This is a genomic window from Culturomica massiliensis (genome assembly GCF_900091655.1).
In the GTDB taxonomy this organism is placed as follows: Bacteria; Bacteroidota; Bacteroidia; order Bacteroidales; family Marinifilaceae; genus Culturomica; species Culturomica massiliensis.
The window spans coordinates 1934644-1951977 of the sequence record NZ_LT594621.1 but is presented as its reverse complement, the minus strand read 5'-3'; the positions used below and the strand labels follow the sequence as shown (position 1 = coordinate 1951977).

Annotated in this window: 14 protein-coding genes; 9 read left to right on the top strand and 5 right to left on the bottom strand. The window is 43.1% G+C overall.

The annotated features are described in order from the left end of the window. Positions 1 to 76: 76 nt before the first annotated feature. On the bottom strand, positions 77 to 2809 hold the full coding sequence (gene ppdK / locus BN8908_RS09745; RefSeq protein ID WP_021987554.1) for a pyruvate, phosphate dikinase: 2733 nt from the start codon (positions 2807 to 2809) through the stop codon (positions 77 to 79). A gap of 324 nt (positions 2810 to 3133) precedes the next feature. Between ppdK and mnmL the strand changes: the two genes are divergently transcribed. The 7 genes from mnmL (at position 3134) to mnmA (ending at position 10078) form a co-directional block, all read left to right on the top strand. Then, entirely contained in the window at positions 3134 to 4066 is a 933-nt protein-coding gene (gene mnmL, locus BN8908_RS09740) for a tRNA modification radical SAM protein MnmL/YtqA (protein ID WP_068692212.1), read from the top strand. 104 nt (positions 4067 to 4170) lie between these two features. Continuing rightward, positions 4171 to 4665, top strand: coding sequence for a prolyl-tRNA synthetase associated domain-containing protein (locus BN8908_RS09735; RefSeq protein WP_021987552.1), 495 nt, complete (start codon positions 4171 to 4173; stop codon positions 4663 to 4665). 109 nt (positions 4666 to 4774) lie between these two features. Next, positions 4775 to 5437, top strand: coding sequence for a hypothetical protein (locus BN8908_RS09730; protein ID WP_021987551.1), 663 nt, complete (start codon positions 4775 to 4777; stop codon positions 5435 to 5437). 54 nt (positions 5438 to 5491) lie between these two features. Continuing rightward, complete coding sequence (gene ffh / locus BN8908_RS09725; RefSeq protein ID WP_021987550.1) at positions 5492 to 6814, top strand: signal recognition particle protein; 1323 nt, start codon at positions 5492 to 5494, stop codon at positions 6812 to 6814. A 34-nt stretch (positions 6815 to 6848) separates the two neighbouring features. Then, positions 6849 to 7724: a bifunctional methylenetetrahydrofolate dehydrogenase/methenyltetrahydrofolate cyclohydrolase FolD gene (folD, locus tag BN8908_RS09720; RefSeq protein WP_021987549.1), complete on the top strand. Its 876-nt coding sequence runs from the start codon at positions 6849 to 6851 to the stop codon at positions 7722 to 7724. Between the two features lie 66 nt (positions 7725 to 7790). Next, complete coding sequence (locus BN8908_RS09715; protein WP_068690289.1) at positions 7791 to 9023, top strand: nucleoside recognition domain-containing protein; 1233 nt, start codon at positions 7791 to 7793, stop codon at positions 9021 to 9023. Positions 9024 to 9028: 5 nt separating this feature from the next. Continuing rightward, entirely contained in the window at positions 9029 to 10078 is a 1050-nt protein-coding gene (mnmA, locus tag BN8908_RS09710; protein ID WP_068690287.1) for a tRNA 2-thiouridine(34) synthase MnmA, read from the top strand. 3 nt (positions 10079 to 10081) lie between these two features. On the opposite strand, the gene BN8908_RS09705 is transcribed toward mnmA, so the two are convergent. After that, complete coding sequence (locus tag BN8908_RS09705) at positions 10082 to 11347, bottom strand: DUF3472 domain-containing protein (RefSeq protein WP_021987546.1); 1266 nt, start codon at positions 11345 to 11347, stop codon at positions 10082 to 10084. 293 nt (positions 11348 to 11640) lie between these two features. Here BN8908_RS09705 and BN8908_RS09700 point away from each other — a divergent pair, with 293 nt between their 5' ends. Both BN8908_RS09700 and BN8908_RS09695 read left to right on the top strand, forming a co-directional pair. Next, a complete protein-coding gene (locus tag BN8908_RS09700; RefSeq protein WP_068690285.1) occupies positions 11641 to 13062 on the top strand; it encodes a tetratricopeptide repeat protein in 1422 nt (473 codons plus the stop codon). A gap of 39 nt (positions 13063 to 13101) precedes the next feature. Next, positions 13102 to 13857, top strand: a complete 756-nt coding sequence (locus BN8908_RS09695) for a CPBP family intramembrane glutamic endopeptidase (RefSeq protein WP_235837431.1) — start codon at positions 13102 to 13104, stop codon at positions 13855 to 13857. Positions 13858 to 13946: 89 nt separating this feature from the next. Here the strand turns inward: BN8908_RS09695 and BN8908_RS09690 are convergent, their stop codons facing one another. The 3 genes from BN8908_RS09690 to BN8908_RS09680 all read right to left on the bottom strand — a co-directional run bounded on the left by BN8908_RS09690 (position 13947) and on the right by BN8908_RS09680 (position 17334). Further along, on the bottom strand, positions 13947 to 14234 hold the full coding sequence (locus tag BN8908_RS09690; RefSeq protein ID WP_021987543.1) for a winged helix-turn-helix domain-containing protein: 288 nt from the start codon (positions 14232 to 14234) through the stop codon (positions 13947 to 13949). After that, the gene (locus BN8908_RS09685; protein ID WP_021987542.1) at positions 14219 to 14806 is read right to left on the bottom strand and encodes a hypothetical protein; all 588 of its coding nucleotides are present in this window, start codon (positions 14804 to 14806) and stop codon (positions 14219 to 14221) included. Before BN8908_RS09685 ends, BN8908_RS09690 begins: the two co-directional genes overlap by 16 nt. 131 nt (positions 14807 to 14937) lie before the next feature. Further along, on the bottom strand, positions 14938 to 17334 hold the full coding sequence (locus BN8908_RS09680) for an outer membrane beta-barrel family protein (protein WP_082989242.1): 2397 nt from the start codon (positions 17332 to 17334) through the stop codon (positions 14938 to 14940).

Sequence of the window (17334 nt, the reverse complement as noted above, 5' to 3'; positions counted from 1 at the left end):
TCCCTATATGACCCCATAGAAAAAGGACTTCCCGGTTTCGGGAAGTCCTTGCTATTTGAGGGTGTAATATTCGATATTACTTTTTAGCATGCATGATAGCAGCCTGAGCAGCAGCTACGCGGGCGATGGGCACACGGAACGGTGAGCAGCTTACATAGTCCATGTTTACAGAGTCGCAGAAGATAACCGATGAAGGTTCTCCACCATGTTCTCCGCAAATACCTACTTTCAGGTCCGGATTGGTTTTACGTCCCAGACGAACACCCATTTCAACCAAACGGCCTACACCTTCCTGATCCAATACGGCAAACGGATCGGTTTTCAGGATACCTTTCTTGATGTATTCCGGTAAGAATTTGCCGGCATCGTCACGAGAGTAACCGAAGGTCATCTGTGTCAGGTCGTTGGTACCGAATGAGAAGAACTCTGCCACTTCTGCGATCTGATCGGCGGTGATAGCGGCACGCGGGATTTCAATCATCGTACCTACTTTATAGTCTACTTTACATCCTTTTTCTTCGAAAACCTGAGCGGCAACACGGCGGATGATTTCAGCCTGTTGTTTCAACTCTTTTACAGTTCCTACCAACGGAACCATGATTTCCGGACGAGGATCCAGGCCACGTTGTTTCAAATTGCAGGCAGCTTCGATGATGGCACGGGCCTGCATTTCGGTAATTTCCGGATAGGTAACACCCAAACGGCAACCACGGTGACCCAACATCGGGTTGAATTCATGCAGAGCATCTACTTTTTCTTTGATGCGTTCTGCCGGAATTCCCAATTTCTGAGCCATATATTGTTGTGAAGCCGGTTCGTTCGGCGTAAATTCATGCAAAGGCGGGTCGAGCAAGCGGATGGTAACGCCCAGTCCGTTCATAGCTTCAAGGATACCTTCGAAATCACCTCTCTGCATCGGCAGGATCTTGTTCAAAGCATCGCGGCGTCCTTCTACTGTGTCAGAAAGGATCATTTCACGCATAGCATCGATACGGTGTCCTTCAAAGAACATGTGTTCCGTACGGCAAAGGCCGACACCTTTAGCACCGAAATCACGGGCTTTGCGGGCATCTTTCGGGGTATCGGCATTCGTGCGTACATACATCCGGGTATATTTTTCTGCTAAGTTCATGATCGCAGTGAAGTCTTCATCCAAAGTAGCGTCTTCGGTTTCCACTTTTCCGAGGTAAACCTCACCGGTAGAACCGTTCAGAGAAATCCAATCGCCTTCTTTTACGCAGGTTCCGTTAACGCTGAAATTACGCTTAGCATAGTCGACAACGATGTCTCCGGCACCGGATACACAGCATTTACCCATACCGCGGGCAACAACAGCAGCGTGGGAAGTCATACCTCCACGGGCAGTCAGGATACCTTCGGATACATTCATACCGCGCAGGTCTTCCGGAGAAGTTTCCAAACGCACCAAAACTACTTTTTCACCTCTGTTTTTCCATTCTTCTGCTTCGTCAGCGAAGAATACGACACGACCGCAGGCAGCCCCCGGAGATGCAGGTAAACCTTTGGTAATGGTGTGTGCTTTTTTCAATGCTTCTTTATTGAATACCGGGTGAAGGAGTTCGTCCAATTTAGCCGGTTCCTGACGTAACAAAGCCGTTTTTTCATCGATCATACCTTGTTTCAGCATGTCTACAGCCATTTTCACCATGGCAGCACCGGTACGTTTTCCGTTACGGGTCTGCAACATCCATAATTTACCGTCCTGGATGGTAAATTCCATGTCCTGCATATCCCGGAAATGATCTTCCAATTTTTCCTGAACAGCATTTAAAGAAGCGTACGCTTCCGGCATAGATTCTTCCAATGACGGGAATTTGGTTTTACGTTCTTCTTCGGATACTCCTTGCAGTTTAGCCCAACGACGTGAACCTTCGATAGTGATTTCCTGCGGGGTACGAATACCGGCAACAACGTCTTCTCCCTGTGCATCGATCAGATACTCTCCGTTGAAGATATCCTCTCCGGTAGCAGCGTCACGGCTGAATGCAACACCGGTAGCCGAATTGTTACCCATGTTACCGTAAACCATAGACTGTACGTTAACGGCAGTTCCCCATTCTTCAGGAATTTGATTCAATTGGCGATACAGAACGGCACGTTCGGTCATCCATGAATCGAATACGGCGCAAACAGCACCCCATAATTGTTCCCACGGACAAGTCGGGAAATCTTTTCCGGTTTTGGTTTTTACCACTTTCTTGAAGTTTTCAACCAATACCTGTAAGTCTTCTACCGTAAAGTCCGTATCGTTTTTGATATGTTTAGCTTCTTTCAGCTTGTCGATTTCCACTTCAAACGGATTGTGCTCGCCTTTACCGGCAGCAACACCCATTACAACATCACCATACATCTGGATGAAACGACGGTAAGAGTCCCATGCGAAGCGGGCATTGCCTGATTTTTCAGCCAATAATTTCACGGCGTCGTCATTGATACCCAGGTTTAATACAGTGTCCATCATACCCGGCATGGAAACACGGGCACCAGAACGTACAGATACCATTAACGGGAAAGCTTCGCCTTTAGAACCGAATTTGGCATTCATGATTTTTTCCATGTGTGCAATTCCGGCTTTAACGTCGTTTTCGATTAATTTGATAACAGCGTCTTTTCCTTGCTGATTGTAAAGGGTACAAACTTCAGTTGTGATCGTGAAACCTGCAGGTACAGGCAGACCGATAAGGTTCATTTCTGCCAGGTTGGCACCTTTACCACCAAGCAGATTTTTCATGTCTGCTTTACCTTCAGCTTTTCCGTCTCCGAATGTGTAAACGTACTTAGTGCTCATAATTGTTTTCGATTTTTTAAAATTCCTTTTGATCGGAATGTGATTTATGATTATAGAATTTTTTCTTTATTAAAGTTCTGATTCGCAATGCAATCGGTTGTGAGACCTTCGCATTTTTTCAGGTGCGCAAATATAAATTATTCTATTGAGAAATGGAAATAATGTATCTTGTTTTTCAGAAATATTGTTATGAAAACGTTGTAAATAAAAGAATGTTGTAAAATGATGTAACAGAATGAAATAACTTTATTTGTGGAGAAAAGGAAAATAGAAAACGGATTTCATCGGAAAAAGCTATTTTTGCGTAAAAATTTAGAAATAAGCATGACGGAAAAAAGATATCGTGATTACCCGTCCTTTTTTAAAACCTTGTTTCAGGAAAGGGTTCAGAAGTTGTCGATAGATGGGGGATTTACCTGTCCGAACCGGGATGGGAGCAAAGGGAAAGGCGGATGTACCTTTTGTAATAATGAGAGTTTTAATCCGGATTATTGCAGGGCTGTGAAGGGGATAACCTGTCAGATTGAAGAAGGGATTCGTTTTTTTGATCATAAATATCAAGGTCAGAAATACCTGGCTTATTTTCAGGCTTATTCCAATACCTATGCGCCGTTGGCAGTGTTGAAACAGAGGTATGAAGAAGCCCTGGCACATCCGAAGGTGATCGGTTTGGTGATCGGTACCCGGCCGGATACGGTAACGGATGAAGTGCTGGATTATCTCGGGCAGTTGGCCCGGGAAAATTATATATGTATCGAATATGGTGTAGAATCGGCTAATGATGATGTATTGCGTACGATAAACCGGGGACATACTTTTGCGGATGCTGAAACTGCTATTCGCAGGACTGCCGGGCGGGGAATCCGCATCGGTGCTCACATGATTTTCGGGTTACCGGGGGAATCCCGGGATTCGATGCTGAACGGAGCTGTCCGGTTATGTAATCTGCCTGTAGATGTTTTGAAGCTGCATCAGTTACAGATTATCCGGGGTACACGCATGGCCGAGGAATATTTACTGAATCCGTCTCAATTCCGGTTGTATTCATTGGAGGAGTATCTTGATTTTGTAGCCGATGTTATCGGACATATCCGCCCGGATGTTTATTTGGAACGTTTTGTCAATCAGGCTCCCGATGCGTATTTGCTGGCGCCTAAATGGGGCATCAAAAATTTTGAATTTGTAGCTAAGTTGGATAGAAAGCTGGAAGAGAAAGATGTGTGGCAGGGTAAATTTTCAGAACCACAGAGCTACTGAGGATTTTAGAAGGAAAAATTACACAATGAGTCCGTCCCAGTGTGTAATTTGCGGGGTAAGTTAAGATTGAAAATGATAAAATTGTACATTTCAAATTATTGGGAATGATGATAGGGCAACAAAAGGTATACGATACGCTGAAAGATTTAGGTATCGGATTTGATTATCTGGAGCATCCGGAAGCGCCGACGATAGAAATTGCACGTCAATACTGGAAAAATCTGGATAGTACACATTGTAAGAATTTATTTTTTCGGAATCACAAAGGAAACAGGCATTACCTGGTTATTTTTCATTGTGACCGGGCGCTGGCTATACACGATCTGGAACATCTGTTGAAGCAAGGAAAATTATCTTTTGCTTCTGAAAAGAGAATGGAGAAATATCTGGGGTTGAAACCCGGTTCGGTGAGTCCTTTCGGTTTGGTCAACGATAGTGAGCATCATGTCTATGTATTTCTGGACGAAAATTTGAAACAGGCCGGGAAGTTATCTTTCCATCCGAATGATAACCGGGCTTCTTTAGCAATCAGAACGGCGGATTTTATCCGTTATATGGATGCTACGGGGAATGGCTACGAATGGATAAAACTTTACTGACACCATGCAGGCTGTTTGCCGGAAATGAAAAACTGTATAATTTTTGGTATAAAGCACGTATCATATAAAGGAATTTTGTATTTTTGTTGAAAATTAAACAGAATAGATCATGATAAGTATTTCACATGCGGTTGAAGAAATTGTAAAACATCGTCCTTATCTGTCAGAGTCTTTAGCTGCCGGCATTATTAATGTTTCTGCATTGGCCCGGCAATTACAGCCTGAAGTGGAAAAAATGTTGCAGAAAGAAGTGAATACCGGAGCAATTGTAATGTCGTTAAATCGGTTGGCACCTTATTTACAGATCCGGGAACAAGTGCAGTTGAATAAGTTGTTGAATAATATGGGGGATATTATTTTACGGAGTAATTTATGTGATTATACTTTCAAAAATTCATCTACCTTGTTGGAGTGTCATATTGAGGTATTGAAAAAATTAGTGAGGAATGAGGAGGTTTTCTATACGATGGTACAGGGGGTTTTTGAGACGAATCTTGTTGTGAGCGATACGATGGAGGAGCTGATACTCAATTATTTTAAAGATGAGGTTTGTTTGTTTAAACAGAATGCGTTGTCTTCTGTCACGTTGAAGTTACCGAAAGGGAATAGTATGCAGCCCGGTTTTTATTATAGTATTATGAAGGAGCTGTCCTGGGAAGGTATTAATCTTACGGAAGTGATTTCTTCGACCAATGAGTTTACTGTTGTTGTGGATAATGCATTGATAGACAAAACATTCGTGGTATTAAAGAATATGGGAAAAAAGGCGTGAATTGCCCGGTGAGATGGTAAATCGAGAATTAAATAAATAAAAATATATAGAATTATGTTTGAGAATCTATCGGAGAAACTGGAACGTTCGTTTAAGATATTAAAAGGCCAGGGAAAGATAACAGAAATAAATGTCGCAGAGACTTTGAAGGAGGTAAGGCGCTCTTTGTTGGATGCTGACGTTAACTATAAAATTGCGAAAGATTTTACCAACCGGGTGAAAGAGAAAGCAATGGGTATGAATGTACTCACGGCTGTAAAACCGGGCCAGATGATGGTAAAGATCGTACACGACGAGTTGGCCGAATTGATGGGTGGACACAATGTGGATATAGATCTGAAAGGCAATCCGGCTATTATTTTGATGTCGGGTCTTCAGGGGTCCGGTAAAACGACCTTTTCCGGTAAACTGGCCAATATGCTGAAAAACAAACGGGGTAAAAAACCTTTGTTGGTTGCTTGTGACGTTTATCGTCCGGCTGCTATCGAGCAGTTGCGCGTGTTGGGTGAGCAGATAGAGGTTCCGGTATATACGGATGAGACGACAAAAGACCCTGTAAAGATTGCTTTGGATGCGATCAAGCAGGCCCGTTCGTTCGGAAATGATGTGGTTATCGTCGATACGGCCGGTCGTTTGGCGATAGATGAGCAGATGATGGCGGAGATTGCGGCGATTAAAAAAGCAATCGATCCGAATGAGACGTTATTCGTTGTGGATGCGATGACGGGACAGGATGCGGTGAATACGGCGAAGGAATTCAATGAAAGATTGAATTTTGACGGTGTAATCCTGACGAAACTGGATGGTGATACCCGGGGTGGTGCTGCCTTATCTATTCGTACGGTGGTTAATAAACCGATTAAATTTGTCGGGACCGGAGAGAAAATGGAGGCGGTAGATGCTTTCCATCCGGAACGTATGGCCGACCGGATTCTGGGGATGGGAGATATCGTGTCTTTGGTAGAACGGGCACAGGAACAGTTCGATGCAGAGGAAGCCAAGAAGTTGCAGAAAAAGCTATCTAAGAATCAGTTCAATTTCAATGACTTTTTGGGACAGATCCAACAGATTAAGAAGATGGGTAATATCAAGGAATTGGCATCTATGATTCCGGGTGTCGGAAAGGCCTTGAAAAATATAGATATCGATGACGATGCGTTTAAAAGTGTGGAGGCGATTATCCATTCAATGACTCCCGGCGAGCGAGAAAATCCGGAAGTTATCAATGGCTCCCGGAGAAAACGTATTGCGGAAGGCAGCGGCACGACGGTACAGGATGTAAATCGCCTGTTGAAGCAATTCGAAGAATCCAAGAAAATGATGAAAATGCTTTCAGGCGGTAATATGATGAAGCGTATGCCCGGGATGAGAAAATAAACTGAAATTCAATTTTGGATACAAAATAGTCGTCATGGAGTTAATAGATGGAAAAAAGATTTCGGCACAGATCAAGCAAGAGCTGGCTGATGAAGTTGTCCGGTTGAAGGCAGAGGGGAAAAAAGTGCCTCATTTGGTTGCGGTATTGGTCGGTAATGATGCGGCCAGTGAAACGTATGTCGCCAGCAAGGTAAAGGCTTGCCGGGAAGTCGGATTTAAAAGTACAGAACTACGTTATTCTGCGGATATGACAGAAGAGCAATTGCTGGAAGTCGTTGAAAAACTGAATGCAGATACGGATGTGGACGGCTATATTGTACAGCTTCCTCTTCCGAAACATATATCGGAACAAAAGATATTGCTGGCTATCGATCCGGATAAGGATGTAGACGGTTTTCATCCTTGCAATGTCGGAAAAATGGTTACTGGTTTGCCGACTTATTTACCGGCAACGCCGGCGGGAATTGTAGAATTGCTGAAGCGTTATCATATCCCGACTCAGGGAAAGCACTGCGTCGTTATCGGGCGTAGCAATATCGTCGGTACGCCGATGTCTGTTCTGATGTCCCGTAAAGCGGAATATGCCGATTGTACGGTGACGATTTGTCATAGCCGGACGCCTGATATTAAAGAATATACATTACAGGCGGATATTCTGATCGTAGCCTTGGGTAAGCCTCATTTTGTTACGGCCGATATGGTAAAGGAAGGTGCTGTTGTTGTGGATGTGGGGATTCATCGGATAGCTTCGGATAAAACGAAGTCCGGTTTCCGGTTGGCCGGGGATGTGGATTTTGAGAATGTAGCGCCGAAATGTTCTTATATTACACCGGTTCCCGGTGGTGTCGGACCGATGACAATTGTATCGTTGTTGCAGAATACATTGAAAGCCTGTAAAGGTTTGGTGTGATATTATTTTTGATTTACGATTTGGCGGATTTTCTCAGGTCGTAAATCATAAATTTAAACTTTCGGGATGGTTCTGAATTACATTTGGATATTCTTTTTTGTCGCGGCTTTTATCGTTGCCTTATTTAAGTTGGTTTTCGACGGGGATACGGAAGTATTCGGGCAAATGATGAAATCGACATTCGATATGTCGAAGACCGGATTCGAGATTTCCTTAGGATTGACGGGCGTCCTGACGTTATGGATGGGAATTATGAAGGTCGGAGAGAAGGGGGGAGCTGTAGGAGTTATGTCGCGTTTGATCCATCCGTTTTTTCGTCGTCTTTTTCCGGAATTACCTGCCGACAGTCCTGCTTACGGATCGATCATGATGAATATTGCGGCTAATATGCTGGGATTGGATAATGCGGCGACTCCGATGGGATTGAAGGCTATGCAGCAGATGCAGGAGACGAATGTACGTAAAGATACAGCGACGAATGCTCAAATCATGTTTCTGGTGCTGAATACATCGGGTTTGACGATTGTGCCGGTGTCGATAATGGTTTACCGGGCTCAATTGGGAGCAGTTAATCCGGCAGATATTTTTATTCCCATTTTATTAGCAACTTACTTTTCGACCCTGGTCGGTTTGATTGCCGTTGCAATTTGGCAGCGTATCAATTTATTGAATAAGGTGATACTGGCTTATCTGGGTGGCGGAACATTGCTGATCGCCGGGGTAATCTGGTATTTTTCGACTCTGGATAAAGAAATGATTGCCACAGTATCCGGTGTCGTCAGTAATGTTGTGCTCTTTTCGATTATTATTTCTTTCATTGTCATGGCGTTTATCCGGCGGATAAACGTATATGAAGCTTTTATCGACGGAGCTAAGGAAGGTTTTTCCGTGGCTGTGAAAATTATTCCTTATCTGATTGCTATATTGGTGGCTATAGGTGTATTCCGGGCTTCCGGGGCGATGGATGTCCTGATGAGTGGTATCGAACGTATGGTGGAAGGGATGGGATTTAATTCAGATTTTGTGGCAGCATTGCCGACGGCTTTGATGAAACCATTGAGTGGCAGCGGGGCCCGGGGATTGATGATCGATACGATGAATACATATGGGGCTGATTCTTTTGCCGGACGTTTGGCTGCGACTTTTCAAGGGGCTACCGATACTACTTTTTATATTATCGCCGTTTATTTCGGTGCTGTCGGCATTAAAAATACACGTTATGCAGTTCCTTGCGGATTGATTGCCGATTTTGCCGGTATCATTGCCGCTATTGTTATTGCTTATCTCTTTTTTGCCTGAGTGTTATGAGACAATCGGTGGTGGTCGGTTTGAGCGGTGGAGTCGATAGTTTTGTGACGGCTCTGCTATTGAAGCAACAAGGCTATGAGGTGATCGGGGTACATCTGCAATTGTGGGATGACAAGGGAAAGCCGCAACTTGACTCTTTGTGCCGGGATTTAGGGATTGAATTGTTAAGGTATGACGGGCAGGAATTGTTCCGTCGTCAGGTTGTGGATGTGTTTGTGCAGGAATATTCGGAGGGCCGGACGCCCAATCCTTGTGCTTTGTGTAATAATACCGTGAAATGGAGCTTGTTGTTACAGGTTGCCGATGAAATGCGTGTGGAGAAAGTGGCTACCGGGCATTATGTGAAGATTTTGCCTTTGGCGGGACATTGGTATGTCTGTAAGGGAGAGGATGCGGTAAAGGACCAATCCTATTTTTTATGGGGAGTGAAAGAGAAGTTATTGATGCGTGCGCTTACTCCTTTGGGTGATTTTACCAAAGTCCAGGTAAAAAAAATGGCTCAGGATTACGGATATGCAGATTTGGCGTATCAAAAGGAAAGTATGGGAATATGCTTTCTGGAGGGTAGGGATTACAGAGATTTTATTTTTCATTATTCCGGACGGATATGTAAACCTGTACCCGGAGATATCCGGGATACCGACGGACATGTAATCGGACAGCATACCGGTTTATTGAATTATACGGTCGGACAAAAGCGGGGTATGCCGGTTATCGGGAATGAGCCGTTGTATGTAAAAGAAATATGTACCGGGCAAAATCTGATTGTTGCGGATCGTAAAAACGGTTTGTTTCAACATGTATTGGAAATCGAACAGGTGAACCTGATCGATCGGACAGATTTAGAGTTGGAAAATATTGAAGTGAAAGTACGGGGTTTGGGATTGAATCCGGCCGGAAATGCAAATGTCCGGGAAATCGGTGAAAGCCGCTTGCAGATTTATTTGGAAAATCCGGCCTGGGCCCTGGCTCCGGGACAACCGGTTGCCCTTTATTGCGGCAATCGGTTGCTTGGAGGAGGGATCCTGTCTTCAGGCCGGATATAAGGATCAGAGTGTTTCCAGCATTTTGAAATTGATTTTCGGAGCTTTTTTCCGGCCTTCCCGTTCAAATTTGGTCCCATAAGCTGTATGCTCATTAAAAAATCCTCCGTTTTTTAAGTAGAACGCCTGTTTATCCGGGAGAAGACCGCCCTGGTAATCCAAACGTACACCCGCGTTGGCAGTTGCATCATACGTAAAACCGGCCTCGGTCATTTCCCGCCAGATACCGTCTTGTCCTAAAGCCCATTGGTTGGAGAACTGAACGCTGCGTGCAAGGTAGCCTTGTTCCGGATTAAAATTTTCCAAAAACGAATGGGCCCGGGTATACCAGGTGTCTGTTTTTGGACGTAAAAAACTAGCGATAAGTCTCCAGCGGTTTTCGTCCGTAGCATAGAAATAAGCGGTATAAATCGTATTTCCTTTCCCGTCGGGTTTGATGTGGGTTAAAAATTTGTAGGTGGTACCCGCTTTCCAGTTGTAAATCAGATAGCTTTGTCCTCCCGAACCTTCATTCCCGAATTCTCCGATATGAACGTCTTCGCCGCGGCGTAATACTTTGATTTTATCCTCTTCCGGTATTTCGTTCGGGTCTTGGGTATTGAAGGGGCTCCATACTGAAAATAATACTCTTCTTTCTGTCGGTGAATTGTATTGTATACCGAAGTATCCTTCCCCGAAGCCGTTGGCCATGTAATAACTGTGTAGAATTTCACCTTCTTTGGGTACTGTAATTTCATTGTAAAACCATTCCGTAGTTTCCGTCGGCATGGTATAGCTTAAATGAACGGACGGACCGCGTCTTCCCCAATATGAGGAGAAGTTATTTACGTAATGGGTTTCTCCTTTCAATTCTGAAACAATGAGTTCCCTGATAATACCGAAACTGGCTTCTTCTTTGCTAAGGCCTTGCAGATCGATGCGCACATAGCCCGGTGAACTGATTTGAAATGTTCCTGCCGGTATGGCTGTATAATAATCCGAATTTAACGTTATCGGTCGGTTTTGACCGTTACAACTGACTTTTATACGGGAATGCCCTTTTCCGAATACAGATAGATCGAAAGAGCCGGCTTCACCGGCGTAAAAAAATATACTGATAACGGAGCTTGGGTCAGTCCAGTTTAAAATACCGTTGTCGGTGATTTTTGCTCCGTCCTGGTATGCAGTGACGTAAGCATTTCCGCCTATAAGAATCCGGAGATCATTGTTTCGGGCTTGGCCGGGGAGATGTATGCTCAGAAATAATAGGAGCAATCCAAGAAATGTTTTCATAATTTTGTTTAATTTTTTAAATAAAATATTCAGATTTCAACAATCTTTCCAACAAGGACGGTTAAAATGAAACTGAAATATAAAACTTTTTAAATCGATAAACTGAATGAAATAATGACTTTTATCGAGGTAAAGATAAGATTTTTTCTATCGAATGCAGTTGCTTTGTAAATTTTATTAGAAAGTTTTTTGACGTGTTTGAGCTAAAAATGGTATAACTATAATTTTAGTTGAAAAAATTTGTATTTTAAATGGAATATCTATTTCTTTATACAATAAAATAGGATTGTATTATGAGGTACTGTTTGATATGTTTTTTTGTCGTTTGGGGTACTGTTTTATATGCACAGGAAGAACCTCTGCGAAAAGTCGAAAGCTTAATGGCAAAAAATCGCTACTACGAGGCGTTAAAATGTGTGGATTCATTGAATAATGCCGGGGTAAAGATTTCGGATTTGTTGTTTTATGCGGGGAAGGCAAGTGAAGGTGTATTGCGGTATAAGGATGCTTATCGTTATTATAAGCAATGGTTACTGGCGGACACGACGAACCGGGAGGCCCGTATTGCAATTGCCAGAGTACTTGCCTTGGCAGGCAAAACAGTAGATGCCGTTGGTGCGTATGAGAAGCTGGCCGGGGAGGATTCTTTGGATTTTGCGATAAATTATCAGTTGGCCCGTTTGTATCAGCAAACCGGGAAAACGTTGAAAGCTGTACCGGTGTATCTTCGATTGGCCGGGGCAGATACGACAAATGTAACCTTATTGAAGAGATTAGGAGATTGTTATGTGGAGATTGGATTGAGTACCGGTGCAGCCCGGAGTTATTGTGATGCTTTTTGGTTGGATCCTGCGGACGGGGGGACGGCGGTGAAAGCTATTAATGTAATGCTGGCCGATCAAAATATGTTTACTGATTTTGTCGATTATGCCTTAGATATGGTCGATACGGCTTTGGTGTATTCACCTCATTCGAATACAGTAAAGCAAACGCGTGGGGTCTTGGAGTATGTGGCAAAACGTTTCGGGAAATGTGAGAAAACATTTGATGAATTGATTGTAGGAGGTGATTCTGTGCGATTTAATTATAAATATCTGGGATTGGCGCGTTATCAACAGAAACATTTTAAGGAGGCTTTACTACCTTTGGCTTTGGCTGACTCCCTTTTCCGGGATAAACAAGGCAATCGGACGGATATGGAAGTGGCGATGCGGTATGGGGAATCGTTAGCGAAGAGCGGAGAGCCCAGAAAAGCTTTACAGGTTTTTCTGGAAATTGAAGATCAGCTTCAGCCGGATCCTCAGTTTCTTTCTCAATTGGCTGTGATGTGCGGAATGGCTTGCGGGTATTCTATGCAACAGTCTGGTGCCGTTGATTATTATTGGAAAGCATATAAGCTGGATCCTAAAAATAAGCAAGCGATATCTAATTTTGTTAATTGGAAATACGATGTATTGGTGGATAAAGAGAAACGGTCCAAAGCTTCGGAGAAAGAAATACGTGTAGCCCTGTTTGCTCAGATTTTATTCTTACAAAATGTGAAAGATTTTGCTCCGGCTCGTGGAAATACGATGCATTCCGTTTCCCGCGAAATTTTGAAACAGGAATTGGATGAATTGTTTTTCAGTGATGACAAACACCTTACTGTAATGGACCCGGACGGTAAAACTTACGTTTATTCTGCCGATGATATTCGGGAATTGATTAATCGGTAGCTTTGCAATATAGTGATCGGGATAAAGTACGCTGTAACTATGGATATGGATGACGGTTTGTTGCGGAGTTTATGGACGCGTTTTTTCAGATATAACTGGGCGTTCGGTTTGTTTTTAGTGTTATTGTTCGGAATTCCTCGTTTTGTATTGGTACTTGAGGCTAATGTCTCGGGTACGTATAATTTTGCATTCATTATCTTTTTTCTGATGTGGTTTACCCCTTTCGTTTTTTTGACGAAAAAAGGGCGGAAGAAAATAGGGTTGAAGTGTCCGGGGCATTATCGGTATTTGCTTGTTTCGTTTTTATTGGGTGTATTGTCCTGTGCCGTCGTATTTGGGATATTTACTTTATTGTATCAAATCACTTTAGATCATGCTTTTGTCTATATATCGAGGTCGGGGGGAGTTCCTTCTGGTCTTGCTGATTCCGATAAGTTGATTTATTTTTCCATTGCCGTAATTCCCAGTATGTTATTTAGTCCGATAGGGGAAGAATTTTTATACCGTGGAGTTGTTCACGGTAGTTTTGTGAATCGTTTTGGGGAAGTCAAAGCCTCGTTTTTCGATAGTTTGGCATTTGCGTTGACTCATTTGGCTCATTTCGGGATCATTTACGATGCCGGCCATTGGCATTTCTCCGTGTTACCGGCATTGCTTTGGGTTGTGTGTATGTTTTCCGTCAGTCAGGTGTTTTTCCGTTGCAAGCTATTATGTGATTCTATTACCGGAGCTGTTTTGGCTCATGCGGGTTTTAATTTTGCTATGATGTATTTTATATTCTATTGGATTTATTAATCTTTCTGATTTGTAAACCCCGGACCTGAGGGGAGGTTGAAAGGTTTTTATCATCCGGTCCGGGGTATAAAATGACAGTTGCGGCTGTTTTATAATTTTTTCAGGTAACTTTTTAATGTTTCCACATATTCGGCAATCGCCTTTTTACCTGTGGGGGTAATCCGGCAGACAGTACGGGTCTTCTTCCCGACAAAGCTTTTTTCCACGTCGATATAGCCTGCTTGACTCAATTTATCCAATTGTATACTGATATTTCCGGCCGTAGCTTCAGTTTTTTCTTTCAGATACACGAAATCTGCTTCTTCTGCTGAAAGAAGAATCGACATGATCGCTAAGCGAAGTTGAGAGTGTAGGAGGGGATCTAATTCTTTAAACATTGTTTCATGTGTTTATTAAGGATGTGTCCCGGAATAACCATCATTACGATAAAGATTGCAGCAAAAGCCAGTAGCTTGTCCGTTCCCTGAATGAAAAGAATGGAGAATGAAAGCGCCGTACCGATTGTTCCTGCAATAATAAGAGGCCTGTATCTGGTAACACAGCCGGATAAGGTGGTACCCATGCCCATGAGTAAAGGAATGATAAATAAAATGTCGATACGGATCATAAATGACAGAGCCGATAGCGTCATTCCGACCAAACCGAATACAATCCATATTTGATTGGTGATCCGGTCCACGTAGTTTTTTACACCTTCTCTTTTATTCTTTCCGGAAAAATACCAGGTAAGCGGCCCGGCAATCAGAGGCAGAGCCGGCCAGAGATAATTTACTTGGTGTGAGCCCGTTTGTAAGTAGAGATACCAGATTGCAATTGAAATTCCAACTGTCGTATATCCCCATATCAGGAAAGGATAAGCAGCATAGCGAGCGATATTTTCCTGGGTGTCTTTGATCATTTGGGCGATCAATTCCAAACTTTCTTTTTCAGAGATTCTTTTGTCTTCCATGATGTAATGAATTTCGTTTCAAAATTAACTTTGTTTATTTAATAAACCTACGTATTGATTGTAGATTTTTAGATTTACGATTTTAGATTGATCACACAATACCGGCTTTGCCGGAGGTGTTTGTCTGTGTTTTACCTGTTTTTATCTGTTTTTTCATTTAACCGGTTTCTTTCTTCAGCCGAATTTTTCTCTACGGTAATTTTTTTAATTTTTTGTCCCTGATTGAAATGCCAGGTTAAACTCAATTTTAAAGACCTGCCGTTTATTGCCGAATCGTATATGCTTTCGGTTGTATATTCTTCAATATGGCTGACATAGCTGTTTTTACGATTGAGAAGATTGTCGGCTTTTAAAGTAAATATCCATTTCCCTTCTTTCCATTTTTTACTTATACGGGCGTGAAGGGTGTGATAAGGTGCTACTTCACTATTTCCCGAGTAGAGACGGCTGTTTCCGTTATATCGAAGTTCCAGCGTATAATTCCGGGGAATGTAAAACGATGTCATAACATTACCGAAATAGAGATAATGGTTGTTGTAAGGACTTTTTTTATACATTTTAATGCATTGCCGGACTCCGATAATATTTCCTGTCAGATGAAACCAGGAAAGGGGTTGCCAGGGGATACTGAATACTGCAAACCAATGATTTTCCCGGTAATGGTTTTCATAGGTGATGTAAGAGATATCGGAATTTTCGGCATCCTGTTTACCGAATTCACGAATCAGATCCCGGTGTAAGTTTTCTCCGATGGTTAAGGTATAATGATAATTGTACACCAGGGTTGCACTGAACCGATGGATATAGGTCGGATGTAAAGCCGGATTGCCGATTTGATAAGTATATTCGGATGTCTGTATCCTATTGGGATTCAGGGTGGAAAATGCCGGGCGCTCGATATTTCGGGCATATTGGCCGATGAGTAGCCATTGTCTGACAGGATCAAAAGCATAACTTAGGTCGATGTGAGGAAACCAGTCCCAATATCTTCTTTTTAAATGATTGCTCCGATCGGTAGTCCGGGTATATTCACCTCTTAACCCGATGTGAAATGACCACTGTTTTCGATCTGATGCATAGGTGGTATATAGAGCTCCTATGTCTTCCTGATAATCGAGACTATAATCATAAACCGGAATTGAAGTCCATTCCTTGGCTGGCGTAAGACCTTCATAGTGTGCGTTGTCTTCCATGTCCGTATAGGTGTATTTGACACCGGCCTGGATATATGATTTTTTCCGTATTTGTTGCTTCCATAAAAAATCTGCCGTAGCAATCCGATAATCTATGGATGACCGGGAACGGTAAATGGTGTCGTTGATCTGCTTTTTAATTTGTTGAATGACTTTATAGTCGTTGTTCCCTTGTGAATTTTTCGAGGTAAAATCGGTTATGAATTTTAAAACCGATCCCCGGGAGTCTAATTTCCGAAGGTAGTTTACCGTACCTGAGTACATGTCGTATGCTTCGCGCTGACGGTATTTGCCGGTACTTTCCGACGAATAGCAGGGAGTAGAAAAATCAGCATGACTTGAGGTATTCCAGGTGTATGAACGCCGGATATATTCGAATTCGGCACCGATATTATTCAGTGTGTCTGCTGTAAATACGACCCCTGTGCGGACGGTGTGGTAGCGAATGTTTTGTTGCATTGCCGTCAGACCTGAAAAATGTTTTTCTGGTTCCGGATAATACCGCATCGAATTTAACCAGGCTCTGTTTTGAGGGATAAATATCCCCGAGGCGGAAACATACCCATCCCATTTTCCGCTGTGTATGTTCAGATTTCCTTCGGGTTGGTAATACCGGAGGGAGGGAGCAAAAGCTGTGGTTGCGGACAAGCTACCCAATAATCCATTGTCTGTGGGGCGACGTAAAACGATATGTATTATACCGCCTTGTGCATTGGCATCCCGGTCGGCTCCGGCCATGGGGAGGACCTCTATTCGTAAGATATTTTCCGATTTTAAAGAACGGAGATAAGTCATCAATAGTTCGCCGCTTAGTTTGATTTCCCGGTTATCGACAAAAACTTTCGTGCCGCTTGCTCCGTTGATGGAAAGACGGTCCCCGGCCAGCCATACTCCCGGGGCCGATTGTAGTAATTCGACTCCGTCTTTATCGGCTGTCGGAGAAATCCGTACAATGTAACGATCGGCTTTTCGTTCGACCGGATGAGCATGTACGGCTATTTCTTTCAGTAAATGAGCCATCGGTTTCATTTGTATGCTATCATAGAGGGAGGTTGTTATACTGATATTTTTACTGATTAGATCATAACCCAGGCATTGTATTGTTATCTGATAAATACCCGGAGAAATCTGCAATTGAAAATGGCCTGAACTGTCCGTTACCGTTCCTGTTTGTTTGTTATCCGGGGAACATAAAAGCAGGGTCGCATATCCGATGCTTTTACCTGTTGTATCCGACAAGTGTCCGGAATAGATCACAGTCGTAACAGACGACTGTGACCATAGGGATAAATGTACCAGCAGACCGATGACGAGCAGATAAATAGAAGGTTTCAT

Bases quoted from the DNA above. Each gene is read 5' to 3' on its own strand.
- ppdK (WP_021987554.1), bottom strand. From the start codon at position 2,809: ATGAGCACTAAGTACGTTTACACATTCGGAGACGGAAAAGCTGAAGGT.
- mnmL (WP_068692212.1), top strand. From the start codon at position 3,134: ATGACGGAAAAAAGATATCGTGATTACCCGTCCTTTTTTAAAACCTTG.
- BN8908_RS09735 (WP_021987552.1), top strand. From the start codon at position 4,171: ATGATGATAGGGCAACAAAAGGTATACGATACGCTGAAAGATTTAGGT.
- BN8908_RS09730 (WP_021987551.1), top strand. From the start codon at position 4,775: ATGATAAGTATTTCACATGCGGTTGAAGAAATTGTAAAACATCGTCCT.
- ffh (WP_021987550.1), top strand. From the start codon at position 5,492: ATGTTTGAGAATCTATCGGAGAAACTGGAACGTTCGTTTAAGATATTA.
- folD (WP_021987549.1), top strand. From the start codon at position 6,849: ATGGAGTTAATAGATGGAAAAAAGATTTCGGCACAGATCAAGCAAGAG.
- BN8908_RS09715 (WP_068690289.1), top strand. From the start codon at position 7,791: ATGGTTCTGAATTACATTTGGATATTCTTTTTTGTCGCGGCTTTTATC.
- mnmA (WP_068690287.1), top strand. From the start codon at position 9,029: ATGAGACAATCGGTGGTGGTCGGTTTGAGCGGTGGAGTCGATAGTTTT.
- BN8908_RS09705 (WP_021987546.1), bottom strand. From the start codon at position 11,347: ATGAAAACATTTCTTGGATTGCTCCTATTATTTCTGAGCATACATCTC.
- BN8908_RS09700 (WP_068690285.1), top strand. From the start codon at position 11,641: ATGAGGTACTGTTTGATATGTTTTTTTGTCGTTTGGGGTACTGTTTTA.
- BN8908_RS09695 (WP_235837431.1), top strand. From the start codon at position 13,102: ATGGATATGGATGACGGTTTGTTGCGGAGTTTATGGACGCGTTTTTTC.
- BN8908_RS09690 (WP_021987543.1), bottom strand. From the start codon at position 14,234: ATGTTTAAAGAATTAGATCCCCTCCTACACTCTCAACTTCGCTTAGCG.
- BN8908_RS09685 (WP_021987542.1), bottom strand. From the start codon at position 14,806: ATGGAAGACAAAAGAATCTCTGAAAAAGAAAGTTTGGAATTGATCGCC.
- BN8908_RS09680 (WP_082989242.1), bottom strand. From the start codon at position 17,334: ATGAAACCTTCTATTTATCTGCTCGTCATCGGTCTGCTGGTACATTTA.